The sequence below is a fragment of the Acidaminococcus sp. HCP3S3_H5 genome (genome assembly GCF_052122235.1).
In the GTDB taxonomy this organism is placed as follows: Bacteria; Bacillota; Negativicutes; order Acidaminococcales; family Acidaminococcaceae; genus Acidaminococcus.
In genome coordinates, this window is sequence record NZ_JBQKCS010000002.1 from 92,891 (window position 1) to 116,375 (window position 23,485).

Sequence of the window (23,485 nt, forward strand, 5' to 3'; positions counted from 1 at the left end):
CAAGGAGGCTCCACTATGACCATCACCCTGGAAACAGAACTGGTGCGCCAGTGCGCGCCCACCCTGGCCGGTCTCAAAGCCGCCAGTCTGTTCCGCTTCGTTTTCCGTCCCGGAGACAGCCCTTTCGCCCAGATCGGGGAAATCCAGCGCAGCCTGGAACCCAAACAAATCCGTCTGGAAGTCCTGAGCTATGACTGCATCCGGAAAAGTGCCCTCCTGTATGTGTACCGCCCCCACCGGCTCAGCATCCTTCTCCAGGATCCGGAAAGCAGTTCCTTCCTGAAACGCCAGGGCTATGAGGGCTCCACCTGTCAGGAGATCCTGGACCAGATGGCCCTGCGCCTGGCACGGCGGGACCCCTTCCCTCATGAAATCGGCATCCTGCTGGACTATCCTCTGGAAGATGTGAAAGCCTACATGGCCTCCCCCCGGGACAAAGGCGTTTGTTCCGGGTGCTGGAAGGCCTACGGAAACCGGGAACGGGCCGCCTGTTATTTTGCCAAATGCCAGAAATGCACCCGGATCTACTGGCGCTGCTACTGCGCCGGTACTCCCCTCAGCAGGCTGGCGGTGGCTTAAATAAAATGTTTGTCAGCCGGCGTGGCCGGCGGAAAGGATGGATTACAATGAGCAAAATCGCAGTGGTATTCTGGAGCGGGACCGGCAACACGGAAGCCATGGCCAAGGCCGTGGAGGAAGGTGCCAAAGGCAAAGGGGCTGAAGTGGTGGAATACAATGCTTCCGCCTTTTCCGCCGGGGAAGTGGCCAATTTCGACGCCATCGCCTTCGGCTGCCCGGCCATGGGAGCGGAAGTCCTGGAAGAAGGGGAATTCCAGCCCATGTGGGATGAAGTGAAAGGCAGCCTGAAAGGCAAGAAAATCGCCCTGTTCGGCTCCTACGGCTGGGGCACCGGAGAATGGATGGACAGCTGGAAAGCCGACGCGGAAGCCGAAGGCGCCGTGCTGGCCGCTGATCCGGTAATCGCCAACAACGCCCCGGATGACGATGCCCTGAATCAGTGCAAAGGACTGGGCGAGGCACTGGCGTAAAAAGAGGTGGTGCTGCACATTGCGTGCAACACCACCCTTAGCTGTAGAGCCGCATAGCGGCTCAAGTCTGGAGTCGGAAGTCTGGAGCCGAAGGTTAAATTTGTAGGCAAATTTTTTGAATGTGTAGAACCTTTGGACGAAATGATCTCTCAAATTGATTGCGATTCTGTTTCTACAGAATCAAAAGGATCCGTCCAGCCAGACGGATCCTGTCCTGAGGCTTCCGACTGCAGACTCCCGACTTCCGACTAAGGGGCTGTTGCGCATGCAACAGCCCCTTTCAATGAAACACCATTCCCAACACTTTCATTACACAGTACAAAATCCCGCTGGCGATCATGGGACCTACGGGGACGCCTTTGAAGAGGATGACGCCGATGATGGTGCCGATCAGCATGGCGGCCACCACCTGAGGATCCGCCCCCATCAGTTCCACCCCCCAGCGGCCCAATAAGGCCACCAGGGCACCGATGACCAGAGAGGCCATGCCCAGGGGTGTCTTGAACACTCCCAGGGTTTCCGCCAGACCGATTTTCCCGGTAGCGATGGGCACCATCAGCGCTGCCATCAGCAGCATGACCCCCCAGTTCACCCCGTGGCCGCCGAAATAGAGCAGTTTCTCCTCCGGCAGGAACAGCTTCAGCAAGACCAGGAGGCCGGCGGCATAAGATACCGTCAGATTATGGGCCAGATAGCCCAGGACAATCAGAAAGCCAAGGATCAGATAAGGCTGCATATACCTACTTCCCTTCCGTAATCAACAAATAAGAGGCTGGGCAGAACGCCACAGTCTCTTTATTTTACCCTACTTATCCTATTTCTTCAATTCCTCCTCCCACTCCAATACATACTGGACAAAATATTCCACACCCAGTCCCAGGGCTTTTTCGTCGATGTCGAAGTAGGGGCTGTGCTGAGGATACCGGCGGTCTTCTTCCGGGAAGCCGCCGCCCAACAGCAGCAGGCATTTGGGATTGTAGTACTTGGCGAAGTCTTCTCCTCCCATCTGGAGTTCCCAGTCCACCAGCTTGTCCGGATCGAAGACTTTGGCACAGGCTTTCCGTCCCGTATCCACACAGGCCTTGTCGTTGATCATGGGAGGAGGACCGAAATGGTACACCGTCCGCAAAGTCGCCCGGGTGGCAGTGCCCACGCCCTGGGCCACCCGTTCCAGGATCCCGGGATAAGCTTCCCGAAGTTCCTTGCTGAAAGTCCGGGCAGTGCCGGAGAGCTGGACTTCTCCCGGGATCACATTGCTGGTGGTGCCTCCCTGGAACCGGGTGACACTGAGCACTGCGGGCTCCAGGGGATTCACTTCCCGGCTCACCACGGCCTGGAGGGCGGTAACGAATTCCGCTCCGGCCAAAATGGGGTCGATGGTCTGATGAGGCAGGGCCCCGTGGCCTCCCTTCCCTTCCACAGTCACATCAAAGGTATCCGCGGCACTCATGACAGGCCCATACCGTAGGGAAGCCCAGCCCGCAGGGATCTTGCTCCAGATATGGAGGGCGATCAGCCGGTCGCATTCCTTCACCAGGGGTTCTTCCTTCATATAGGCGGCTCCGCTGTTGGCAATTTCTTCTTCCGCCGGCTGGAACAGGAACCGGACGGTCACCGTCAGCTGGTCCTTCAGGGCCGCCAGGATCCTGGCCGTCCCCAGCAGGATGGTAATGTGGGTATCATGGCCGCAGGCATGCATGGTCCCCAGGTTCCGGGATTTGTATTCCGCTTCTCCCAGTTCCGTAATAGGCAGGGCATCGATGTCCGCCCGGATCCCGATGATCCGGTTCGAAGCATGGGGCCCCTTCAAGGTGGCGATCACCCCGGAATGGCAGGATTCCACATAGGGGATCCCCAGTTCATCCAGATAGGCTTCAATGGCTTTCTGGGTCTGGAATTCCTTCCAGGACCGTTCCGGATTTTCGTGGAAATGGCGGCGCAGCCGGACCAGTTCCGGCTGGAGGGCTGCCACCTGTTCTTTTACATCCATGGCAAAGTCTCCTTTTCAGCAGGAAACCCCATCAGCCTGGGCCTCCGGGGTTTGTCTGCGTGTTTTTATTTCTTGGCATTGGGGTCGAACCACAGACCCTTGTTGTTCTTCTTCATGTATTCCTGGAATTCTGCGGACTTGTAGGCGTCGGCAATATCCTTGGCCCACTGGGCATCCTTGTTCTTGTCCTGGACAACCAGCTGGAGCAGCAGGTGCGGCAGGATATCTTCCTTCATCAGAGCGGTGGAAGGATCGATCTTGGCGTTGTAGATGATGGCACCGGTGATCACAATGTAGGAGAAGTCATTCCGGACAGCCGGGATGTTCAGGGATTTCATTTCGGTGAATTTCAGGTGATGGGGATTTTCAATGATATCCTGCTGGGTCACCGTGGACAGGTCCTTCTTGGGATCCAGTTTGATCCAGCCGGCCTTCTGGAGCAGGGCGTAGGCCCGGGCGGTGTTGGCGGCATCGTTGGGAACGGCTACCGTATCCCCGTCAGCCACCTGATCCAGGCTGCTCTTGGATCCAGCGAAGATTCCGGCCGGAACCGTGGGGATGGGGGTAATGGCCGCCAGATGGCCGTTCTGTTTCTTGTTGAAGTTTTCCATATAGGCGGTGTGCTGTTCCACGTTGAAGTCCACTTCCCCTTCGTTCAGGGCAATGTCAGCCTGGAGCAGGTCGGACATGTCCTTGCCAACGAACTTGTACCCTTTCTTTTCCAGGATGGGCTTTACCCCTTTTTCAAACAGGTCGGAATAAGGACCCTGGGATTTGCTGTACTTCAGTTCCTTTTTGGTGGAAGCCCCTTTGTCGGCGCTTTTGCCGGAATCGCTGCCGCAGCCTGCCACCAGGGCGGTGGTCATCACCGCTGCCAATCCGATTACCAGCCATTTTTTCAGTTTGCTTGTGTTCATGATGTTACCCCCTCAAAATTTGTTATCCATGATTTCTGGTTTTATACGCAAAGTGGTTGCCCACGGTCTGGATGATCTGGACGAAGACAATCAGTACCACCACCGTAAACAGCATCAGCGGCGTGTTCATCCGTTCATACCCGTATGTCAGGGCCAGGTCCCCTACGCCTCCGGCCCCGATGGCACCGGCCATGGCCGTGGCGCCGATCAGCCCGATGGTGCCGGTGGTAATGGACAGGATCAAAGATCCCTTGGCCTCCGGCAGCAGGAAGTACCAGACGATTTCAAAATAGGAGGCCCCCATGGACTGGGCGGCTTCCACAATGCCCCGGTTCACATCCAGGATGGAGTTCTCGAACAGCCGGGTGAGATAGGGCGTGATGAAGACGATCAGCGGGATCAGCGCCGCGGTGGTGCCGATCCGGGTCCCCACAATGGCCTTGGTCAGGGGCATGATGAAAACCATCAGGATAATGAAAGGAACGCTCCGGATGATGTTGATGATGGTGTTCAGCACCAGATAAATGGGCCGGTTCTTCAGGATCCCGTTGTCGTTGGTCAGCACCAGGATCATGGCCAGGACAATGGCCAGTATGGAGCCCACCAGAAGGGATACGAACACCATGTACAATGTCTGTTCCGCGCTCAGGATCAGCTGGGACGCGGGAACACCCAATTGGTCGATCATGACAGGCTCACCTCCTTCCACAGAATGCCCTGCTGGGTCAGGTATGCCTCACTCCGGGCAATTTTGTCTCCTTCATCCATGCACTGGAGGATGAACAGGCCCAGGGCAGTTTGCTGGAGTTCTGTCACCGTAGCGAAAACGATGTTGGTTTTCAGACCGAACCGGTCATTAAGTACGGAGATGTCTCCTTCCGAGGCCTGGCGGCCCAGGAAACGGAGTTTCAGCAGCTTGAAGGGACGGAGATCCTTTTTCAGATCTGCCTGGATGCTTTCCGGGATGGTGTCCGGGATGACCGTCCGGACGAACTTCCGGGTGATCTCCTGCTGGGGATTGCTGAATACTTCCAGCACGGACCCCTGTTCCACCACCCGGCCGTGTTCCATGACAGCCACCTTGTTGCACAGCTGCTGGATCACCTGGATCTGGTGGGTGACGAACAGGATGGTGATCTTCAGTTCCTTGTTGATCCGCCGGAGCAACTGGAGGATCTGTTCCGTGGTTTCCGGATCCAGGGCGCTGGTGGCTTCATCGCAAAGGAGGATGCTGGGGTTGGTGGCCAGAGCCCGGGCAATGCCCACCCGCTGTTTTTGTCCCCCGGACAGCTGGATGGGATAGGACCCGGCCTTGTCTTCCAGTCCCACGAACTGGAGCAGGGTCTTTACCGTCCGGTCCAGCTGCACCGGCTCCGTGTGGTTCAGCCGCAGGGGAATGGCCACATTTTCGTAGACGGTCCGGGAATCCAGCAGATTGAACTGCTGGAAGATCATGCCGATCTTTTTCCGTACCTTCCGCAGCTCATTGTGGGACAACTGGTCTATGACCTGTCCTTCGATCTCCACATGGCCTTCCGTGGGAGTCTCCAGGGCATTCACCATCCGCAGCAGGGTGGATTTTCCTGCCCCGCTGAAACCGATGACTCCGAAGATATCTCCCTTTTCCACTTCCAGGTTCACATGCTGGAGAGCCTGTACAGCCCCGCTGCCGATCTTGAAAGTTTTGCTGATATCCTGAAACTTGATCAAATCCAACACCTCTTGGTCTGTGTAAACAAAAAGGGCCATCGTCTCAACAGAGACGATGGCCCGTGGTTCCACTCTGATTCACCGGCATCCAAAGGCCGGCCTTTGCAGCAGGGATAACGGCTGCTGACCCGGGGCGCTCTACTGGAAATTCGAGGCCCAGCTCACGGAGGCATTCCCTAAGGTTCCCGCCGCCCGGCTCTCAGCTGCCGCCGGACTCTCTGTCGGCCTTCCCCAAAGGTACTGGTTCCGCTCATTGCTTTTTTCAATATGCTAATATCCTACTATGCAGGGGGTATTTTGTCAAGAGGAAATGTAATCTTTTTTCGAACAGTAAAAAAGGACCGCCCCAGGGGGACAGTCCTTTTGAAATACCAGCAGAAATTATTTCAGTTCTACGGTAGCGCCAGCTTCTTCCAGTTTGGCTTTCATGGCTTCAGCGTCAGCTTTGGCAACATGTTCTTTGATGGCGTTGGGAGCAGCATCAACGGCAGCTTTGGCTTCTTTCAGGCCCAGGCCGGTCAGTTCCCGAACAACTTTGATTACGTTGATCTTGCTGGCACCAGCATCTTTCAGAACAACGTCGAATTCGGTCTTTTCAGCAGCGGCAGCGCCGGCAGCAGGAGCAGCAGCTACGGCAACAGGAGCAGCAGCGCTAACACCGAACTTGTCTTCCATGGCTTTAACCAGGTCGGCCAGTTCCAGAACAGTCATATTTTCAATGGCTTCCATGATTTGATCTTTATCCATTTTTCATACCTCCAAAATTTTTAATGAAATGGGTAATGGTTTTCATCAGGCTGCAGAATCAGCCTGTTTTCCGATTAAGCAGATTCCTGCTCTTTCTTTTGCCGTACGGCTTCCAGGGTATACACAAAGTTGCGAATGGTCCCCTGCAGTACGTTGACCAGCCCGGAAATGGGGGCCTGCATGCTGCCAACCAGTTTGGCCAGCAGTTCGTCTCTGGAAGGCAGTTCTGCCAGAGCCTTGACTTCGTCCAGGGCGATTACTTTACCGTCCAGGATACCGGCTTTGATTTCCAGAGCTTTGTGGTCCTTGCTGAAATCGTTCAGGATCTTGGCAGGAGCCACAGGGTCTTCAGCGGAGAAGGCCACGGCGGTATTGTGTTCCAGATAGGAATCCAGTCCTTCAACACCAGCTTCTTTGGCGGCAATGCGGATAAAGGTGTTCTTGGCAACCATGTACTTCACACCGGCTTCACGCATTTTGCTTCTCAGTTCGGTATCTTCAGCCACGGTGAGACCGCAGTAGTCAACCAGAACAGCACCTTTGGAACTGGACAGCAGATCTTTCAGTTCTGCCACTTTACCAGCTTTTTCAGGTCTAATGTCATGCATCAGTAGTACACCTCCTTGCGTCAGTTTTTTATTAATCAATGAAAAGACCTCTCGGCGGGTCAGCCGGAGGTCATGTTTATCAACACTCCGACCTAGGCAGGTAGAAATCCGTTAGGCTTGCGCGCCTGCTGTCTTGGGTCCGATGGTCATTTTCTATTTGATTATTTGTTGCTGTCAGCTTTCAGTACGTCAACAGGAACGCCAGGGCCCATGGTGGTGCTCAGGGTTACGCTCTTGATGTACTGGCCTTTTGCGCCGGAGGGTTTTACTTTGATCAGGGTGGTGATCAGAGTCAGATAGTTTTCCAGCAGCTTGTCAGCGTCAAAGGAAACCTTGCCGATGGCAGTCTGTACGTTACCGGCTTTGTCGGTACGGTACTCGATTTTACCAGCTTTGATTTCGTTGACGGCACGGGTGACATCCATGGTCACAGTACCCACTTTGGGGTTAGGCATCAAGCCTTTGGGGCCCAGGATTTTACCCAGACGGCCTACAGTACCCATCATGTCAGGAGTGGCTACGCAGACGTCGAAGTCGGTCCAGCCGCCTTTGATCTTTTCCACGTATTCATCAGTGCCAACAAAGTCTGCGCCGGCAGCTTCGGCTTCTTTGGCCTTAGCGCCTCTGGCGAATACCAGCACAGTCTTGGATTTGCCGGTGCCGTTGGGGAGAACCAGAGCGCCGCGGACCTGCTGGTCAGCGTACTTGGGATCAACGCCCAGGCGGACGGAAACTTCCACCGTGCTGTCGAATTTGGTCACAGAAGTCTTTTTAACCAGATCAACTGCTTCCTTGGGGGAATATGCCTTGCCAGCTTCGATGAGCTTTGCGGCGTCGGTATATTTCTTACCAGCTTTACTCATTGTTTGTTCCTCCTTGTGGTCAAGCGGCTTTTGCCTCCCACAGTTTTTCAGACATTAGTCTTCTACAGTAATACCCATGCTCCGGGCAGTACCTTCGACCATGCGCATGGCAGCTTCAACAGAGCCAGCGTTTAGGTCTTTCATTTTGCTTTCAGCGATTTCCCGAACTTTGTCACGTTTAATGGTGGCAACTTTGTTCTTGTTGGGTTCACCAGAAGCCTTTTCGATGCCGCAGGCTTTCTTCAGCAGTACAGCTGCCGGAGGAGTCTTGGTAACGAAAGTAAAAGAACGATCTTCGAAAACGGTGATTTCAACAGGAATGATCAGGCCAACCTGTTTGGCAGTCCGTTCGTTGAAGTCTTTTACGAAGGCCATGATGTTGATACCAGCCTGGCCCAGTGCCGGACCTACGGGAGGTGCCGGAGTTGCCTTACCAGCAGGGACCTGCAGTTTGACCATCTTAACGACTTTCTTAGGCATAATTTACACCTCCTTACTTATTCAATAGCTTCCACTTGGGTGAATTTAACTTCAATGGGAGTCTCACGTCCGAACATTTCGACCATCACTTTGATCTTCTGCTGTTCGTCGTTGATCTCCGCTACCGTCCCTACCATATCGGTAAAGCCAGGGGCTTTGATGCGGACGGTATCATTCAAACCTACAGGGCATTCCATCCGGATTACAGGTTCTTCCACAGTCTTGCCGACTGCAGCAGTCTGTTCTCCTTCTTTGGGCATGGCCCCCAGGATGCGTTCTACTTCACGGTCAGATAAAGGAATGGGTTTTGTGCCGGTACCAACGAAGCCAGTTACACCAGGGGTGTTCCGCACAGCATACCAAGTCCGGTCGTCCACGATCATTTCGATCAGTACATAGCCTGGAAACACTTTCCGCGCCACGACCTTCTGCTTGTCATCCTTTGCGTCTACTTCATTCTGCATGGGAACCAGCACCTGGAAGATCTGCTCTTCCATACCCAGGGAATGGATTTTGCTTTCCAGATTCATCTTTACCTTATTCTCGTAACCAGAATAAGTATGAATGACATACCAGTGCTTTTGATTTTCCATGCTTACTGCACTCCCATCACTAAGCGAAACAGTACGGACAAGACAGCATCAATAGCCCAGATCAGGAAAGCTGCAAAGAGAGAGGAGAGGATCACCGTAATGGTGTACCCGATCAGTTCCCTCTTGGTGGGCCATGTTACCTTTTTCATTTCGGTTTTCACTTCTCGGAGAAAACCACCCACACCAGAGGTGCTCTTTACTTCCGGGGTGAATTGAGTTCCTGCCATAGTATCGCTCCACCTTATTTCGTTTCTTTATGCAACGTATGCTTTTTGCAGAACTTGCAATACTTTTTGATTTCGATACGTTCGGTATCGTTCTTTTTATTCTTCGTAGTCTGGTAGTTACGCTGTTTGCATTCGGTGCAAGCCAGGGTAATACCCACACGGTTTCCAGCTGCCATTCCTTAACACCTCACTTACATTCAAAACTCTTGATTCCCAAAAGCCGCCTATAAAGGTTATCATAGAACCGCCAGGATGTCAACAAAAAAGTGAGGCCGATGGATAGGTCGGCCTCAGTTTTACATCCGGTGATTCGATTAGCCTTCGATTTCAGTAACCACACCGGCACCAACGGTATGGCCGCCTTCGCGGATAGCGAAACGCAGACCTTGTTCGATGGCGATCGGGGTGATCAGTTCAACATCCATCACCACGTTGTCCCCAGGCATAACCATTTCGGTGCCTTCAGGCAGGTGAGCAACACCGGTAACGTCGGTGGTACGGAAGTAGAACTGCGGACGGTAGCCGTTGAAGAACGGAGTATGACGGCCGCCTTCTTCTTTGGTCAGTACGTAAACCTGACCTTTGAATTTGGTATGAGGATGGATGGTGCCCGGTTTGGCCAGTACCTGACCTCTTTCGATTTCGGTACGGTCGATACCACGCAGCAGGCAGCCGATGTTGTCGCCGGCTTCAGCCTGATCCAGGGTCTTCCGGAACATTTCCAGACCGGTGGCTACGGACTGTTTCTTTTCGTCGGACAGACCAACGATTTCAACAGTGTCCCCAACTTTGATCACGCCACGTTCCACACGGCCGGTAGCTACGGTACCACGGCCAGTGATGGTGAACACGTCTTCGATAGGCATCAGGAACGGTTTGGCCAGGTCATGGACAGGAGTAGGAATGTATTCGTCAACAGCCTTCATCAGTTTCCGGATGTTGTCTTCCTGTTCTTTGTCCCCTTCCAGGGCTTTCAGAGCGGAACCCACAACGATGGGCACTTCGTCTCCAGGATAGCCATACTGGCTCAGCAGGTCACGGACTTCCATTTCAACCAGTTCGATCAGTTCAGGATCGTCAACTTGGTCGGATTTGTTCAGGAACACTACGATGGCAGGTACGCCAACCTGGCGGGCCAGCAGGATGTGTTCACGGGTCTGAGGCATGGGGCCGTCAGCAGCGGAAACAACCAGGATGGCGCCGTCCATCTGAGCAGCACCGGTGATCATGTTCTTTACATAGTCAGCGTGCCCCGGGCAGTCAACGTGTGCATAGTGTCTGGTTTCGGTTTCATATTCAACGTGGGCGGTATTAATGGTAATACCACGTTCTCTTTCTTCCGGAGCCTTATCGATATCAGCATAGGCTTCGAAAGTGGCCTTGCAGCCCGGAGTTTCGGACAGCACCTTGGTGATGGCCGCAGTCAGGGTCGTCTTGCCGTGGTCAACGTGACCGATGGTCCCAATGTTCACATGGGGTTTGGTTCTTTCAAATTTCTCTTTAGCCATTAGAATACCTCCCAACGCTTTCTGAATATTTTTTTGGATTTTAAAATAGCCCCTTTACGGGGCTGTGTTGGTAATGGTAGCGGCGCACGGATTTGAACCGCGGACAGGCCGGGTATGAACCGACTGCTCTAGCCAACTGAGCTACGCCGCCATAATTGGAGCTGATGACCAGAATCGAACTGGTGACCTTATCCTTACCAAGGATACGCTCTACCATCTGAGCTACATCAGCATTTGGTTGCGGGGGCTGGACTTGAACCAACGACCTTCGGGTTATGAGCCCGACGAGCTACCAACTGCTCCACCCCGCGATGTTTGGTGGAGAGAGAAGGATTCGAACCTTCGAAGCCAGAGGCGGCAGATTTACAGTCTGCTCCCTTTAACCACTCGGGAATCTCTCCACATTTGTCTGTCAGGAACATTTGGAGCTGGCAAAAGGAATTGAACCCTCAACCTACTGATTACAAGTCAGTTGCTCTACCTATTGAGCTATGCCAGCGCTTTTCGTTCGTAACAAGTGTAAGTATAAAGGATGTTGGGGTTTTTGTCAACAACTTTTTCAAAAAAAGTGTAAGAAATTTTATAAACCAGAAAAACGGGGGCTGATGCCCTCCCTCAGCCCCCGTTTTCTTACAGATAAAAGTACCACACAGTCACCAGGGCCAGGAGGATCCGGTAGATCCCGAAGGCGGTCAGGGTGGACCGCTGGAGGAACTTCATGAACCAGACAATGGAGAAGTACCCCACCACAAACGCGGTGACGAAACCGATGGCCAGTACCGCCAGATCCCCTCCGGTCAGCGCGGAGATGTTCTTCAGCAGTTCATACAGACAGGCCACCACCATAACGGGCAGGGCCATGATGAAAGTGAAATCCGCCCCGGCTTTCCGGTTCACCCCCACCAGCAGGGCACCTCCCATGGTGGACCCGCTCCGGGAGAACCCGGGCCACAGGGACAGGAACTGGAAGAAGCCGATGTACAGGGCCTGGCGGATGCTGATGTGATCCACATCCTGGACCAGTTCCGCCTCATGGCCCCGGATCTTCCATTCCGCCACAATCATCAGAAGGGCTCCCAGCACCAGGCCCACAGCCACCGTAGCCGGAGAAAACAGGTATTTTTTGATGAAGGAGTGGACCAGATAAGCAAAGGCCATGGTGGGCACGCAGCCGGCGGCAATGTGCCAGCCGGTAAGTCCGGTGCCCATCTGCCAGCCTTCTTTGGTCAGGAACCGGGCAAACCGTTCCTTGTAAATCACCAGGACGGCCAGGATGGCCCCCAGCTGGATCACCACGTCGAAGATCTTGGCCAGGTTGCCCTCAAAGCCGATCATATGCCCTACAATGATCATATGGCCGGTGGAGGATACAGGGATAAATTCCGTCAGGCCTTCCACAATGCCCAACAGGACGGCAATCAGATTTTCACTCACGTCATACACTCCTTTTTCTTCTGCAATTCTTTTTGGTTAAGAGAACTTGTTCATTATATGGCAAATATCATAAAAAAAAAAGAGAAGACACGGATTTTTCCTCAGAGTTTAAGAAAAATTGTCCTTCTCTTTTTTCTTTGTTTCTATTATTCAGTCTTCCAGTTTTTCGTCTCCGAAAGAAATCCCCAGTTCCCGGCCGGTCCGGACGATGTCCGAATCCACCGGCACCTGATGGGGTTTGGACGCCGCCTGGGCGATGGGCACCCGGACGATGGCATTGGCCTGGAGGGAAACCATCACATTGTATTCCTCATCCAGACAGGCTTCCACAGCCGCTGCCCCGTACCGGGTGGAAAGCACCCGGTCGTAAGCGGTGGGAGAACCTCCCCGCTGGAGGTAGCCCAGAACCGTGCACCGGGATTCGATGCCGGTTTTCTCTTCGATTTCCCGGGCCAGTTTTTCCCCGATGCCACCCAGCCGGATGGGTTCGAAGCTTTCCTTCACCATCCGGGCAATGGTCAGCTGGCCCCCGATGGGTTTGGCCCCTTCCGCCACAGTGATGATGCTGAATTTCTTCCCATTCTGCTGGCGCCGGCGGATTTTCCGGATCACCGCATCCAGGTCATAGGGGATTTCCGGGATCAGGATCACATCCGCTCCCCCGGCTATCCCGGAATGGAGGGCGATCCAGCCTGCATACCGGCCCATGACTTCCAGCACCATCACCCGGTGATGGGATTCCGCCGTGGTATGGAGCCGGTCCAGGGCTTCCGTGGCCATGGCCATGGCCGTATCGAAGCCGAAGGTCCGTTCCGTGCAGGGCAGATCGTTGTCGATGGTCTTGGGGACCCCCACTACGTTCACCCCGCAGAACCGGTGGAGATCATAGGCGATCTTCAGGCTGCCGTCCCCGCCGATGACGATGAGACAGCCGATGCCGTGGTCTTTCAGGTTCCGGACCACATCTTCCCGCCGGTCTTCATAGATCACATTGCCTTTTTCATCTTCTCCGGCGGCATAATGGAAGGGATTGTCCCGGTTGGTGGTTCCCAAGATGGTCCCGCCCCGGGGCAGGATCCCGGAAACATCTTCCAGGCCCATCAGCTTCATGTCGTTGCAGATCAGCCCGTGGAAGCCATTGGAAATGCCGTAGATCTCAAATCCATGATGGATGGCCGTCTTTACCACGGCCCGGATCACGGCGTTCAGGCCCGGGCAGTCACCTCCGCCGGTAAGGACCGCCAGGGTTCCCCTTTTCTTTTCCTGCATTGGACTTCACCCTTTCCTGGCTGTTATTCCACTTCCCACACCGTATAGTCCGCGGCGGAGATCCGGATGGATTCCGTGCCGTCGAACTTGTCATAGCACAGCAGCCCGTCGTTTACATAACCGGGCCAGGCCAGCACTACCGTATAGGCTTTCCCCAGGGCATCGATGACGCTCTTGGGATCAATGTGGAACACGGGAACGAACAGCGTCTGCACCCGGTCCAGCAGGATCACATCTCCCCGGTGGCCGGACAGTTCTTCCGTCAGCATTTCCGGAGCTTTTTCCTTCCGTTCACTGGGCAGCAGCTTCAGGAATTCTTCGGTGATCAAAAGCCGGGTATCCACATAATCCCAGCCTTTGGCTTCCGCCGCTTCCCGGAGCAGTTTGCTTTTGCCGCTGCCGGGTTTCCCGGTAACGACCAGGACCTTTTCATCCTTTGCCTGTACGGCTTCCACCTGTTTCAGAAATTCTTCCATTTGACTCATGTGTATCGCCCTCCCTTAGATGCATGGATTTTCCGCTGTTTATACCATGTTATTCGCCGTGAGAAAAGAGAATTCCTGCAAAAGAGTTTTTTTCTTCTTTTCACCGGCCAGCGAATTGTCAGATTGTTTCAATTCTATCATTCTTGTTATGGCTGGTCCGGAGATGTTCCTTGGCTGCCATAATCAAAAGTCCCTTGTTCAGTGTCATCAGGTCCAGTTCATGGTTCCGGCTGGCCAGATATTTTTCCAGTTTCCGTTTTACCCGCTGAAGAGCGTTGTCAATGGATTTGGTGCTCCGCTGGAGTTCCCGGGCAATCTCCTGGTAGCTTTTGCTTTCCAGGTATTTGCACAGGGCCTGCCATTCCAGACTGCTGAGCATGGCACTGACGTTCCGCTCAATGTCATTGAAGGCTTCCTGGTCCACCAGCAGATTTTCCGGATCCACTCCGTGACTTCCCCCCAGCATGTCCAACAGGGTCCGTTCCTTGCCTTCCTCAAACACCGGCTTGTCCAGGGACACATAACAGTTGAGAGGCCGATGTTTCTGCCGGGTGGCGCTTTTGATGGCAGAAATGATCTGCCGGTTCACGCAGACTTCCGCAAAGACCTTGAAGGAAGCCTGCTTTCCCGGCCGGTAATCCCGTATGGCCTTGAAAAGGCCGATCATCCCTTCTTGGATGATGTCCTCCTTTTCCGCCCCCACCAGAAAATACCGGCTGGCCCGGATCCGGATGAATTCCTTGTACTTGTCCAGCAGATACTCCTGAGCCTGCCGGTCATCCCGGTCCTGGATCAGCTGGATCAGCTCCTCGTCGGACAGGGTGTCATAGACTTTCCGCAGTTCTTCCTGCAACAGTTCACGCCCCCTCTGGTGTGTTTTGTGCTCCTTCTGATGTTGAGACCGAGGGGCTGCATGCCGCCTGCCTCAGCCTCTGTGCTCTTTACTCTGCACCCTTCACGGCTTCTTCCGCCCTTCCAGGATCCGCTGCCGGACAATGTCATAGAGCAGGATCCCGCCTGCCACAGAGGCATTCAGGCTGGACACCTGCCCCAGCATGGGGATGCGGACGATGAAGTCACAGTTTTCTTTCACCAGACGGCCCAGGCCCTTGCCTTCCGCCCCCACCACCAGCACCATGGGGCCGGTAAGGTTGGCGTCGAAATACTGGGATTCCCCGTCCATATCCGCCCCGGCGATCCAGAAGCCCCGCTTTTTCAGCTGCTTCATGGTCTGGGCAATATTGCCGATCTGGATCACCGGCACATATTCAATGGCACCGGCAGAAATCTTGGCCACCACTCCGTTGAGAGGGCAGCTCCGGCGCTGGGGCAGCAGCACCCCGTGGACCCCAGCCGCATTGGCGGTCCGGATCAGGGCTCCCACATTCTGGGGATCCTGGAGTTCATCCAGGAGCAGCAGCAGGGGCACTTCTCCCCGGCTTTCCACCCGGGCCAGCACCGTATCCAGATCCTGGAAGGCCACCGGCGCCCCCTGGGCCGCCACCCCCTGGTGACGGACCCCGTCGGAAATTCGGTCCAGGGCTTCCCGGGTCACCTTTTCCACCGGGATCTTCCGTTCCTGAGCCAGTTCCAGGATCTCGCTGAGACTGCCCCCGTGGCTGCCTTCCTGGATCAGCACTTTGTTGAAGGGCCGGCCGCTGCGCAGGGCTTCCCGCACCGCATTCCGTCCCACAATGAAATCTTCCATGGTTCCTCCTGATACAAGGGAAGGGCTGCCGCAGCTGCGACAACCCCTTTCCCGTTGTCCCGGTCAGCGCCTTCCGCCTTTTGGCATCCGGTCCGCTGGTTCCGGCAGATTTTATTCTCCCTTGCTGACTTTTTCCGCAAAGTCGTAGCCGTACTGTTCTGCCGCTTCCAGTTCAGCAGGCAGCGGACGCCATTTCACATTGTACCCGGGCAGCAGTTCCATGCCGGACTCCTTGATCATGGCTTCCATATCCTTTTCCGCACCGCCGGCCCAGCCGTAGGTCCCGAAGGCAGCGGCCTTCTTGCCAGTGGGTTTCAGGCCCTTCAGGTAAGTAAGGAACCCGCCGATGGTGGGCATCATGCCGGAATTCTGGGTGGGAGAACCGATCAGGATCCCTTTGGCGGTGAGCAGGTCGCTGACGATATCCGCCTTCAGGCTGCTTTCATACCGGTACAGCTTCACCCGCATTCCCTGCTTTTCGATGCCTTTGATCATGGCCCGGGCCATGGCGGCGGTGCCGCCCCACATGGTGTCGAATACCACCAGTACCCGGTCCACGGTTTCACCCTTGCCCCAGGATTCGTACCGGCTCAGGATGTCGTCGATGTGGGAGCGCCAGATGCAGCCGTGGCAGCTGCAGATCATCTTGAGAGGCAGGCTCCGGACCAGTTTCACCGTATTGGGTACCAGTTTCCGGTAGGGCATCAGGATGTTGGCGAAGTATTTCTGGGCTTCGAAGAACATGTTTTCCACTTCGGTTTCGTCATCGAACAGCTTGCTGCAGCAGTAGTGCTGCCCGAAGGCATCGCTGGAGAACAGGATCTGTTCTTCCGGGCAGTAGGTGACCATGGAATCCGGCCAGTGGAGCATGGGAATGGGCTGGAAGGCCAGGGTCCGTTTGCCCAGGCTTACGGTATCCCCTTTTTTCACGATCTGGGTCTTGAAGATATCCCCGTAATGTTCTTTCAGTTCATTGGCCCCCTGGACCGTGATCAGGAAGGTGGCATTGGGGCAGGCCCGGGCCAGAGCCGGCAGGCTTCCGGAATGGTCCGGTTCCACATGGTTCACTACAATGTAGTCGATTTTTTCCGGATCCACAATGGTCCGGATGTTGCTCAGCTGTTCCCCGGCGAAGGGAGCCTTCACCCCGTCGATCAGGCAGATTTTTTCATCCATGATCAGGAAGGAGTTGTAGGTGACCCCCCGGGGAGTGGCAAAGCCGTGGAAGTCATGGAGGGTCCAGTCCCGGATCCCCACTTCGTATATATCATTGACAATAGTACGAGCTTTCATGTTGAATCTCCTTTCAAAAATAACAGTTCCTTTTTCGCCCTATCATTATACTATTTTCTTCTTTCCATGACAATTTGAAAAACGGAAGTCCCAGAGAGACTTCCGTTTTGTCAATGGTCAATGGTTCTGCTGCTCAGGCAGCAGAACCATTCTTCTTTTCCTCTTTCACATGCTCCATATACTTCCGGGTCTCGGACACCACCACACCGGACAGGCCCAGAAGGGCGATCAGGTTGGGGATGGCCATAAGGCCGTTTACGATATCTGCCAGGATCCAGATGGATTCCAGTTTCAGGAAGGCCCCGCAGCCCACCAGCAGGATGAAGCCCACCCGGTAGGGCATGATCCCTTTGACCCCCACCAGGTATTCCATGCACCGTTCTCCGTAGTAGTTCCAGCCCAGGATGGTGGTGAAGGCAAAGAGCACCAGCCCCACCATGAGCATGTAGCCCCCGAAGTGGGGATAAGCCTGGAGGAACGCCGCATTGGTCAGTGCGGCTCCGTTCAGATCCGTTTTCCACAGACCGCTGATCACCACCACCAAACCGGTCATGGTGCAGATGATAATGGTGTCGATAAAGGTACCGGTCATGGAAACCATTCCCTGTTCCGCCGGCCATTTGGTCTTGGCAGCAGCGGCCACAATGGGAGCGCTCCCCAGGCCGGATTCGTTGGAGAATACCCCACGGGCCACCCCGTTCCGCATGGCGAACAGCACGCTGGCTCCCAGGAAGCCCCCTACTGCCGCCGTGGGATGGAAGGCATCATAGAACACTTCCGCAATGGCCCCCGGCACTTTGTCCGCAAAGATCACCAGGAAGCCCAGGGTAGAAGCCATGTAGATTACAGCCATGGCCGGCACCACCTTGGATGCGGTCTTGGCAATGCTCTGAAGGCCTCCCAGAGTAATGGCCGCCACCAGGATGGTGAGCACCACGGCGGTGTATTCCACCGGGATCCCGGCATTCAGCTGGGTGATCTGGACAATGGAGTTCACCTGGGCAAAGGTCCCGATGCCGAAATAGGCCACCAGTACCCCGAAGAAGGCGAAAGCAATGGCCAGAGGCCGGTAGGCCCGGCCCAGCCCGTTTTCAATGTAGTACATGGGGCCCCCGGAAATCTGTCCCTTGTCATCCACGGTCCGGTATTTCACTGCCAGGCAGCCTTCCGCATATTTGGTGGCCATGCCGAAGAAGGCGGCGATCCACATCCACAGGATGGCCCCCGGCCCCCCGGCTTTGATGGCCGTAGCCACCCCTACAATGTTCCCGGTGCCCACAGTGGCAGCCAGGGCGGTGCACAGGGCCTTGAAGGAATCGATGTCCCCTTCTCCCTGGTTTTCCGCGGAAAAGATCAGTTTCAGGGAACGGGGCAGACGGAAAATCTGCAGGAAACCCAGCCGGAAGCTGAGGAAAATCCCGGTCCCCACCAACAGGACCAGCAAGGGCGGTCCCCAGACAAAGCTGTCGATCTGATTCAGCAACGCAATACTCATAAACAAACTTCCCCCTTTTTCATTGAGCCCGCAGGCGCTCTTCCCACTTCTCCGCACTTTCCAGAGAAGCTGTATGTGTTTCTTTATCCAAAGCCAGCACCCGCTGGTGATAGCGGAGCAGCGTGCTTCTGTGTCCAACGCTGACCAGGGTGGTCCCAGGCAGCTTTTCTCCCAGGGTCCGGTACAGGGCCCCTTCCGTTTCCTCATCCAGGGCGGAAGTGGATTCATCCAGGAACAGCCACCGGGGCTGATAAAGCAGGGCCCGGGCAAAGGCCAGCCGCTGCTGTTCCCCGATGGAGAACACATGGGACCAGTCCCCTTCTTCCTGGAGATGGACTGTCAGATACCCGATCCGGCACTGTTCCAGGGCCTCCTTCAGGGTTTCGTCGGAAAATTCCCGGGTGCCGGGATACAGCACCGCATCCCGGAGAGTCCCCAAGGGCAGATAGGGCCGCTGGGGAATGAACATCAGCTGATCCTGGGGCGGCAGGGCTACCTTTCCCCGGGCAAAGGGCCAGATCCCCGCCAGGGCCCGGAGCAGAGTGCTTTTCCCGCTGCCGCTGATGCCCTTGATCAGCACATTGGTGCCCGGCTCCAGGGTCAGGTCCAGAGGTTTCAGGATGGGCTGTCCGTTGGGCAGGTCCACTTCCAGAGGCTCCAGACGGACAGCGCCGCCGGTGCTTTCCACCCGTTCCACATGGCTCTGGCTGCCGGCTTCCTGGACCCGGACCATGTCTTCCTCAAACCCCGTGAGCCGGTCCACCACCGCCTGCCATTCCGCCAGGGAAGCGTACATGTCCACAAAGTAGGACAGGGAATCCTGGACCCGGCCAAAGGCCGTGGCCACCTGCATCAGGCCCCCCAGGGTCAGTTCCCGGCGCAGGAACCGGGGAATGGCCACTACAAAAGGAAAGATGATGGCAATCTGGGAATAGCCGGAATTCAGCCACACCAGCTGTTTCTGCTTCAGGACGATTTTCCAGAAGTTGTCCAGCAGCAGGGCGAAGCGTTTCTTGAACACTTTCCCTTCCAGCTGTTCTCCCTGATAGAATGCCACGCTTTCCGCATTTTCCCGCATACGCATCATGCTGAACCGGAAATCCGCCTCCCGGCGCTGCTGGAAGAAGTTCAGGGCCACCAGCTTGTGGCCCACCCGGTGGGTGAGCCAGGTTCCCACAGAGGCGTAAGCCACCGCCACCCAGACCATATACCCGGCAATGTGCCAGGTACGGCCCAAAAAGGCAAAGGAAAAGGGACCGGACAGCTGCCACAGGATCACCACAAAGGAAACCAGGGTGCACAGGGCCTTCACGATCCCCACAAAGAACCCCAGGGTCTTGGTGACAAACAGATTCACGTCCTCACTGATCCGCTGGTCCGGGTTGTCCATTTCCTTCCCGAACATTTCCAGCCGGTAATAGGTCCGGTGCTGGAGCCACCGGTCGATGTACCGGTTGGTGAGCCAGCGCCGCCAGTTCAGCACCAGCACCTGCTGGAGGTAGTAGGCATAAACGGCCAGGATGATATAGATAAAAGCCAGCACAGTGAACCGCTTCAGCTGGTGGAAGATTTCTTCTGTCTGGTAGTTCTGGAGTGCGGTGTAGAAAGCGTTGTTCCACTGGTTCAGCAGCACCAGCATGGCCACCACCGCCAGGGTCAGCACCAGGATGGCCAGCAGTAAGGCGTAGGCTTTTTTCTTTTCTTCACTTTTCCAATAGCTGCGGGTCAGGTGCCAAACCTGAATGAGCAGTTTTTTCGTACCATTTGTTTGTTTCACGTGTCCTTCACCTTACACAATCAAGAATAAAAACTATTATATCCGTTCCAATGAAAAAAAGCAAAGATTTTTGGAGAAAAAAGGGGCTGCTGCATACGCAACAGCCCCTTTTCAATTGTCGATTGACTATTGACAGTAAAGGACTGCTGCAATGCAGCAGTCCTTTACCACGTTATTTCTTTTCTTCCGGAATCGGATCATCCACGGAGCCTACAGGCACCTTGGGATGGAAGACCTTTTCGATGGTGAGGAACAGGACCGGCACCAGGAACAGGCTCAGGAAGGTGGAAGCCATCATGCCGCCGATGATGGCGGTACCGATGGAGGTACGGCTGCCGGCACCGGCGCCGCTGGCCCAGGCCAGAGGCACAGCCCCGATGACCGTGGAGAAGGCAGTCATCAGGATAGGACGGAGACGGACCGTAACCGTATCCACCAGAGCGGGCATGACAGCCCAGCCGTCGTCCACTCTCATCTTGGCGTATTCCACGATCAGGATGGCGTTCTTGGCGGACAGCCCGATCAGCACGATCAGCCCGATCTGCATGTAGATATCACTGGTGAGCCCCCGGAGGAACTGGAAGCCTACAGCGCCCATAACGGCGGAAGGCACCGCGAAGATGATGCCCAGAGGCAGGGTCCAGCTTTCATACAGGGCGGACAGACACAGGTACACGAACACCAAGGAGATCCCGAACATCATGAAGGAAGAGTTCCCGGCGGCTTTTTCGTCCCGGCTCTGGTCCGTCCACTGGTAGGTATACCCACTGGGCAGTTCGCTGTTCAGCACGCTTTCGATGGCGGCAATGGCCTGACCGGTGGACACGTTGGTGGCCGGAGACCCGGCGATCTTGGCCCCACGGGCCCCGTTGAACCGGGTGATAACTGGGGCAGCCGGAATTTCCTTGCTGGTTACCAAAGCGCTCAGAGGCACCAGGGACCCGGTGGTGCTGGCCACATACAGGTTGGAGAAGCTCTTTACATCCCCTCTGTATTTGGGATCAGCCTGGATGACCACTTTCCAGGTCTTGCCCAGCAGGTTGAAGTCGTTGACTTCGCTGCCGCCCAGGTTGGCCTGGAGGGCGGTGAATACGCTGGATACCGGCACGTTCAGGCTTTCCGCCTTGGCCCGGTCCACATCGAACTGGAGGGCCGGAGTATTATCGGTAAAGGTGGTGTAGATGGTGGCCAGTTCCGGACGCTGCCGAAGCTTGCCCAGGATGGTCTGCACATCTTTGGCCATGGTGTTGGTGTCATGGCCGGTGGTATCCATGATGTACAGGCTCAGGCTCCCGGTGTTGGACAGACCGGGGAGTACGGCCTGGTTGAAGGCCATGGAAGTGGCCGCCGGGTTCTGGGCACCCATCATGTTCAGCTTTTTCAGGACGCTGAATACACTCGTATCCTCCGTGGTCCGGTTCTGGATATCATCCAGTTTTACCGGTATGATGGCCGCATTGGGCTTTCTGCCCATGGACAGTACATCGATGCCCACGATTTGCAGTACATGTTTCACCCCGGGGATCTTCCGGATCTCTTCCACCATTTCATTGGTGACTTTGGTGGTCCGGTTGGTGGAAGCCGCTTCCGGCAAAGAAGCCGTCATCATGGCAAAGCTCTGGTCTTCATCAGGCAGGTAGGAGGAAGGGATCAGCTTGAAGAACATGCCGATCAGCACAAAGACGATGGCCAGTCCCACCAGCCCCAGTTTGAAATGCCGGAGCAGCCGTTTCACGTTCTTTACGTATTTGCCGGTGGTCCGTTCCAACCACCGGTTGAAATAGCCGAACATTTTGCCCAGGAATCCTTTGCTGCCGTTGGGATCCTTGGGTTTGATCACCATGGCGCACACGGCGGGGCTCAAAGACATGGCCACTACGGCGGAGATACTTAGAGCCACCACGATACTCAGGGCGAACTGTTTGTACAGTACCCCGGTGATCCCGCTCAGGAAGGCTACGGGCAGGAACACGGCCAGCAGTACGAAGGCAGTGGCCACAATGGCTCCGGATACTTCCCGCATGGCGTTGTAGGTGGCTTCCTTGGGATCCATCCCCAGGGCATCCACATTGTGTTCCACGGCTTCCACCACTACGATGGCGTCGTCCACCACGATCCCGATGGCCAGCACCAGGGCGAACAGTGTCAGTGTATTGATGGTAAAGTCAAAAATGATGAAGGACCCGAAAGTTCCCAACAGAGAAACCGGGATGGCCAGGGTAGGAACCAGGGTGGCCCGCCAGCTTTGCAGGAACACCCAGGTGATCAGCACCACCAGTACCAGGGTTTCCACCAGGGTGACCACCACTTCCTTCAGGGATTCCCGTACATATTCGGTGTTGTCCTGTACGATGGTCAGTTTCAGATCCGGCGGGAAGTTCTTTTCCGCCTCCGCCAGCACCTTCTTCACTTCTGCCACGGATTCCAGGGCGTTGGCGTCGGTGTTCAGGCTGATGGCGTAGTTCATGGCGTTCTTTCCGTCCAGTTTGGAGGTAACGCTGTCGTCACGGGGACCGAATTCCACCCGGGCCACATCTTTTACCCGGAGCAGATTCCCGCTGCTGTTCTTGATGATGATGTTGCCGAATTCATCCGCAGTGGAGAGACGGCCTTTCACACGGGCGGAATACTGGAATTCCTGATCCGCCTCATTGGGCCGGGCCCCGATGCTCCCAGCAGGTGCCTGGACGTTCTGGCTGGCAATGGCATTCTTTACATCTGCCGCCGTCACGCCCAGCTGGGCCATTTTCATGGGATCCAGCCATACCCGCATGGACAGTTCCGGTCCATATTCGCTGACTTCAGATACCCCTTTCACACGCTTCAGGGCATCCACGAACTGGGTGGCCCCATAGGTTTTCATGAACAGGGTGTCATAAGTGCCGTTGGGGGAAGTCAGGGCGAAATACATGATGGTTTCCGCCGATTCCTTCTTGGTGGTGACCCCGTAGGTGCTTACTTCACTGGGCAGAGAAGCAGAAGCCTGGGCTACCCGATTCTGCACCTTGACGGAGTCCATATCCGGATCCGTCCCCAGTTCGAACTTTACGTCCAGGGTGTAGTTGCCCTGGTTGTCACTGGTGGAGTTCATATCCACCATGCTGTCCACCCCGTTGACCTGCTTTTCAATGGCCTGGGCCACAGACTGTTCCACAACCTCCGCACTGGCCCCCACATAGTTGGTCCGCACACTGATCCGGGGATTGGAGATCTGGGGATACTGGGCAATAGGCAGGTTGTAGGCGGAAATGATTCCCACCAGAGTGATGATGATGGCTATGACGCAGGCAAATACAGGGTGATCAATGAAATACTTTGCCACTCTACTTTAC

At 55.5% G+C, this 23,485-nt stretch carries 24 protein-coding genes, 5 tRNA genes and 1 other annotated feature; of the genes, 2 read left to right on the forward strand and 27 right to left on the reverse strand.

All coding sequences use genetic code 11. From position 1 onward, the window contains the following. Nucleotides 1-15 precede the first annotated feature (15 nt). Together ACTQY5_RS02860 and ACTQY5_RS02865 are read left to right on the forward strand one after the other, a co-directional pair. Nucleotides 16-579, forward strand: coding sequence for a DUF3793 family protein (locus tag ACTQY5_RS02860; RefSeq protein ID WP_022487501.1), 564 nt, complete (start codon nucleotides 16-18; stop codon nucleotides 577-579). A gap of 47 nt (nucleotides 580-626) precedes the next feature. Beyond that, complete coding sequence (locus ACTQY5_RS02865; RefSeq protein ID WP_022487502.1) at nucleotides 627-1,049, forward strand: flavodoxin; 423 nt, start codon at nucleotides 627-629, stop codon at nucleotides 1,047-1,049. 280 nt (nucleotides 1,050-1,329) lie between these two features. Here the strand turns inward: ACTQY5_RS02865 and ACTQY5_RS02870 are convergent, their stop codons facing one another. From ACTQY5_RS02870 to ACTQY5_RS03000, 27 genes are all read right to left on the reverse strand, one after another. After that, nucleotides 1,330-1,785: a DUF441 domain-containing protein gene (locus ACTQY5_RS02870; protein ID WP_022487503.1), complete on the reverse strand. Its 456-nt coding sequence runs from the start codon at nucleotides 1,783-1,785 to the stop codon at nucleotides 1,330-1,332. Nucleotides 1,786-1,863: 78 nt separating this feature from the next. Next, nucleotides 1,864-3,039: a M20 metallopeptidase family protein gene (locus ACTQY5_RS02875; RefSeq protein WP_441368792.1), complete on the reverse strand. Its 1,176-nt coding sequence runs from the start codon at nucleotides 3,037-3,039 to the stop codon at nucleotides 1,864-1,866. A gap of 65 nt (nucleotides 3,040-3,104) precedes the next feature. Further along, entirely contained in the window at nucleotides 3,105-3,956 is an 852-nt protein-coding gene (locus ACTQY5_RS02880; protein ID WP_329777685.1) for a MetQ/NlpA family ABC transporter substrate-binding protein, read from the reverse strand. A gap of 22 nt (nucleotides 3,957-3,978) precedes the next feature. Continuing rightward, the gene (locus ACTQY5_RS02885) at nucleotides 3,979-4,644 is read right to left on the reverse strand and encodes a methionine ABC transporter permease (RefSeq protein ID WP_308664060.1); all 666 of its coding nucleotides are present in this window, start codon (nucleotides 4,642-4,644) and stop codon (nucleotides 3,979-3,981) included. Further along, nucleotides 4,641-5,666 (reverse strand): methionine ABC transporter ATP-binding protein, encoded by a 1,026-nt coding sequence (locus tag ACTQY5_RS02890; protein WP_329777686.1) that lies wholly within the window; start codon nucleotides 5,664-5,666, stop codon nucleotides 4,641-4,643. Before ACTQY5_RS02890 ends, ACTQY5_RS02885 begins: the two co-directional genes overlap by 4 nt. Before the next feature lie 45 nt (nucleotides 5,667-5,711). Next, nucleotides 5,712-5,929: a binding site (T-box leader), on the reverse strand. 118 nt (nucleotides 5,930-6,047) lie between these two features. Beyond that, on the reverse strand, nucleotides 6,048-6,413 hold the full coding sequence (rplL, locus tag ACTQY5_RS02895) for a 50S ribosomal protein L7/L12 (protein WP_012937659.1): 366 nt from the start codon (nucleotides 6,411-6,413) through the stop codon (nucleotides 6,048-6,050). Between the two features lie 74 nt (nucleotides 6,414-6,487). Then, entirely contained in the window at nucleotides 6,488-7,021 is a 534-nt protein-coding gene (rplJ, locus tag ACTQY5_RS02900) for a 50S ribosomal protein L10 (RefSeq protein ID WP_022487508.1), read from the reverse strand. A 161-nt stretch (nucleotides 7,022-7,182) separates the two neighbouring features. After that, complete coding sequence (rplA, locus tag ACTQY5_RS02905; protein WP_154487623.1) at nucleotides 7,183-7,884, reverse strand: 50S ribosomal protein L1; 702 nt, start codon at nucleotides 7,882-7,884, stop codon at nucleotides 7,183-7,185. A 54-nt stretch (nucleotides 7,885-7,938) separates the two neighbouring features. Continuing rightward, nucleotides 7,939-8,364, reverse strand: a complete 426-nt coding sequence (gene rplK, locus ACTQY5_RS02910) for a 50S ribosomal protein L11 (RefSeq protein ID WP_012937656.1) — start codon at nucleotides 8,362-8,364, stop codon at nucleotides 7,939-7,941. A gap of 17 nt (nucleotides 8,365-8,381) precedes the next feature. Next, a complete protein-coding gene (nusG, locus tag ACTQY5_RS02915) occupies nucleotides 8,382-8,957 on the reverse strand; it encodes a transcription termination/antitermination protein NusG (RefSeq protein WP_022487510.1) in 576 nt (191 codons plus the stop codon). A gap of 2 nt (nucleotides 8,958-8,959) precedes the next feature. Next, complete coding sequence (gene secE, locus ACTQY5_RS02920) at nucleotides 8,960-9,184, reverse strand: preprotein translocase subunit SecE (RefSeq protein ID WP_022487511.1); 225 nt, start codon at nucleotides 9,182-9,184, stop codon at nucleotides 8,960-8,962. A gap of 14 nt (nucleotides 9,185-9,198) precedes the next feature. Continuing rightward, on the reverse strand, nucleotides 9,199-9,360 hold the full coding sequence (gene rpmG, locus ACTQY5_RS02925; RefSeq protein WP_022487512.1) for a 50S ribosomal protein L33: 162 nt from the start codon (nucleotides 9,358-9,360) through the stop codon (nucleotides 9,199-9,201). 138 nt (nucleotides 9,361-9,498) lie between these two features. Beyond that, nucleotides 9,499-10,692, reverse strand: a complete 1,194-nt coding sequence (tuf, locus tag ACTQY5_RS02930; protein ID WP_154487621.1) for an elongation factor Tu — start codon at nucleotides 10,690-10,692, stop codon at nucleotides 9,499-9,501. 74 nt (nucleotides 10,693-10,766) lie between these two features. Further along, nucleotides 10,767-10,843: transfer RNA gene (locus ACTQY5_RS02935), tRNA-Met, on the reverse strand. Nucleotides 10,844-10,848: 5 nt separating this feature from the next. Further along, nucleotides 10,849-10,924, reverse strand: a tRNA-Thr gene (locus tag ACTQY5_RS02940). Nucleotides 10,925-10,927: 3 nt separating this feature from the next. Beyond that, a tRNA-Met gene (locus ACTQY5_RS02945) sits at nucleotides 10,928-11,003 on the reverse strand. A gap of 5 nt (nucleotides 11,004-11,008) precedes the next feature. Beyond that, nucleotides 11,009-11,093 (reverse strand) — tRNA-Tyr (locus ACTQY5_RS02950). 22 nt (nucleotides 11,094-11,115) lie between these two features. Further along, nucleotides 11,116-11,191, reverse strand: a tRNA-Thr gene (locus tag ACTQY5_RS02955). Nucleotides 11,192-11,322: 131 nt separating this feature from the next. Then, complete coding sequence (locus tag ACTQY5_RS02960; protein WP_441368793.1) at nucleotides 11,323-12,126, reverse strand: undecaprenyl-diphosphate phosphatase; 804 nt, start codon at nucleotides 12,124-12,126, stop codon at nucleotides 11,323-11,325. Nucleotides 12,127-12,276: 150 nt separating this feature from the next. Then, a complete protein-coding gene (locus ACTQY5_RS02965) occupies nucleotides 12,277-13,395 on the reverse strand; it encodes a 6-phosphofructokinase (RefSeq protein ID WP_441368794.1) in 1,119 nt (372 codons plus the stop codon). 23 nt (nucleotides 13,396-13,418) lie between these two features. Next, nucleotides 13,419-13,880 carry a BREX-3 system P-loop-containing protein BrxF gene (gene brxF / locus ACTQY5_RS02970; protein ID WP_022486795.1) on the reverse strand — a complete coding sequence of 154 codons (462 nt, stop codon included), beginning with the start codon at nucleotides 13,878-13,880 and terminating at the stop codon, nucleotides 13,419-13,421. Nucleotides 13,881-13,998: 118 nt separating this feature from the next. Next, on the reverse strand, nucleotides 13,999-14,733 hold the full coding sequence (gene sigH, locus ACTQY5_RS02975; protein WP_022486794.1) for an RNA polymerase sporulation sigma factor SigH: 735 nt from the start codon (nucleotides 14,731-14,733) through the stop codon (nucleotides 13,999-14,001). 102 nt (nucleotides 14,734-14,835) lie between these two features. Continuing rightward, nucleotides 14,836-15,588, reverse strand: a complete 753-nt coding sequence (gene rlmB, locus ACTQY5_RS02980) for a 23S rRNA (guanosine(2251)-2'-O)-methyltransferase RlmB (protein WP_022486793.1) — start codon at nucleotides 15,586-15,588, stop codon at nucleotides 14,836-14,838. Between the two features lie 111 nt (nucleotides 15,589-15,699). Further along, nucleotides 15,700-16,881 carry an FprA family A-type flavoprotein gene (locus tag ACTQY5_RS02985; protein ID WP_022486792.1) on the reverse strand — a complete coding sequence of 394 codons (1,182 nt, stop codon included), beginning with the start codon at nucleotides 16,879-16,881 and terminating at the stop codon, nucleotides 15,700-15,702. Between the two features lie 133 nt (nucleotides 16,882-17,014). Further along, nucleotides 17,015-18,376, reverse strand: a complete 1,362-nt coding sequence (locus ACTQY5_RS02990; RefSeq protein ID WP_022486791.1) for an alanine/glycine:cation symporter family protein — start codon at nucleotides 18,374-18,376, stop codon at nucleotides 17,015-17,017. Between the two features lie 19 nt (nucleotides 18,377-18,395). Then, nucleotides 18,396-20,153, reverse strand: a complete 1,758-nt coding sequence (locus ACTQY5_RS02995; protein ID WP_022486790.1) for an ABC transporter ATP-binding protein/permease — start codon at nucleotides 20,151-20,153, stop codon at nucleotides 18,396-18,398. A gap of 172 nt (nucleotides 20,154-20,325) precedes the next feature. Further along, the gene (locus ACTQY5_RS03000) at nucleotides 20,326-23,475 is read right to left on the reverse strand and encodes an efflux RND transporter permease subunit (RefSeq protein WP_022486789.1); all 3,150 of its coding nucleotides are present in this window, start codon (nucleotides 23,473-23,475) and stop codon (nucleotides 20,326-20,328) included. Between the last annotated feature and the right edge of the window lie 10 nt (nucleotides 23,476-23,485).

Bases quoted from the DNA above. Each gene is read 5' to 3' on its own strand.
- ACTQY5_RS02875 (WP_441368792.1), bottom strand. From the start codon at position 3,039: ATGGATGTAAAAGAACAGGTGGCAGCCCTCCAGCCGGAACTGGTCCGG.
- nusG (WP_022487510.1), bottom strand. From the start codon at position 8,957: ATGGAAAATCAAAAGCACTGGTATGTCATTCATACTTATTCTGGTTAC.
- ACTQY5_RS02965 (WP_441368794.1), bottom strand. From the start codon at position 13,395: ATGCAGGAAAAGAAAAGGGGAACCCTGGCGGTCCTTACCGGCGGAGGT.
- rplK (WP_012937656.1), bottom strand. From the start codon at position 8,364: ATGCCTAAGAAAGTCGTTAAGATGGTCAAACTGCAGGTCCCTGCTGGT.
- rlmB (WP_022486793.1), bottom strand. From the start codon at position 15,588: ATGGAAGATTTCATTGTGGGACGGAATGCGGTGCGGGAAGCCCTGCGC.
- tuf (WP_154487621.1), bottom strand. From the start codon at position 10,692: ATGGCTAAAGAGAAATTTGAAAGAACCAAACCCCATGTGAACATTGGG.
- brxF (WP_022486795.1), bottom strand. From the start codon at position 13,880: ATGAGTCAAATGGAAGAATTTCTGAAACAGGTGGAAGCCGTACAGGCA.
- secE (WP_022487511.1), bottom strand. From the start codon at position 9,184: ATGGCAGGAACTCAATTCACCCCGGAAGTAAAGAGCACCTCTGGTGTG.
- rpmG (WP_022487512.1), bottom strand. From the start codon at position 9,360: ATGGCAGCTGGAAACCGTGTGGGTATTACCCTGGCTTGCACCGAATGC.
- ACTQY5_RS02985 (WP_022486792.1), bottom strand. From the start codon at position 16,881: ATGAAAGCTCGTACTATTGTCAATGATATATACGAAGTGGGGATCCGG.
- rplL (WP_012937659.1), bottom strand. From the start codon at position 6,413: ATGGATAAAGATCAAATCATGGAAGCCATTGAAAATATGACTGTTCTG.
- rplA (WP_154487623.1), bottom strand. From the start codon at position 7,884: ATGAGTAAAGCTGGTAAGAAATATACCGACGCCGCAAAGCTCATCGAA.
- ACTQY5_RS02865 (WP_022487502.1), top strand. From the start codon at position 627: ATGAGCAAAATCGCAGTGGTATTCTGGAGCGGGACCGGCAACACGGAA.
- ACTQY5_RS02860 (WP_022487501.1), top strand. From the start codon at position 16: ATGACCATCACCCTGGAAACAGAACTGGTGCGCCAGTGCGCGCCCACC.
- ACTQY5_RS02870 (WP_022487503.1), bottom strand. From the start codon at position 1,785: ATGCAGCCTTATCTGATCCTTGGCTTTCTGATTGTCCTGGGCTATCTG.
- ACTQY5_RS02990 (WP_022486791.1), bottom strand. From the start codon at position 18,376: ATGAGTATTGCGTTGCTGAATCAGATCGACAGCTTTGTCTGGGGACCG.
- ACTQY5_RS02885 (WP_308664060.1), bottom strand. From the start codon at position 4,644: ATGATCGACCAATTGGGTGTTCCCGCGTCCCAGCTGATCCTGAGCGCG.
- rplJ (WP_022487508.1), bottom strand. From the start codon at position 7,021: ATGCATGACATTAGACCTGAAAAAGCTGGTAAAGTGGCAGAACTGAAA.
- ACTQY5_RS02880 (WP_329777685.1), bottom strand. From the start codon at position 3,956: ATGAACACAAGCAAACTGAAAAAATGGCTGGTAATCGGATTGGCAGCG.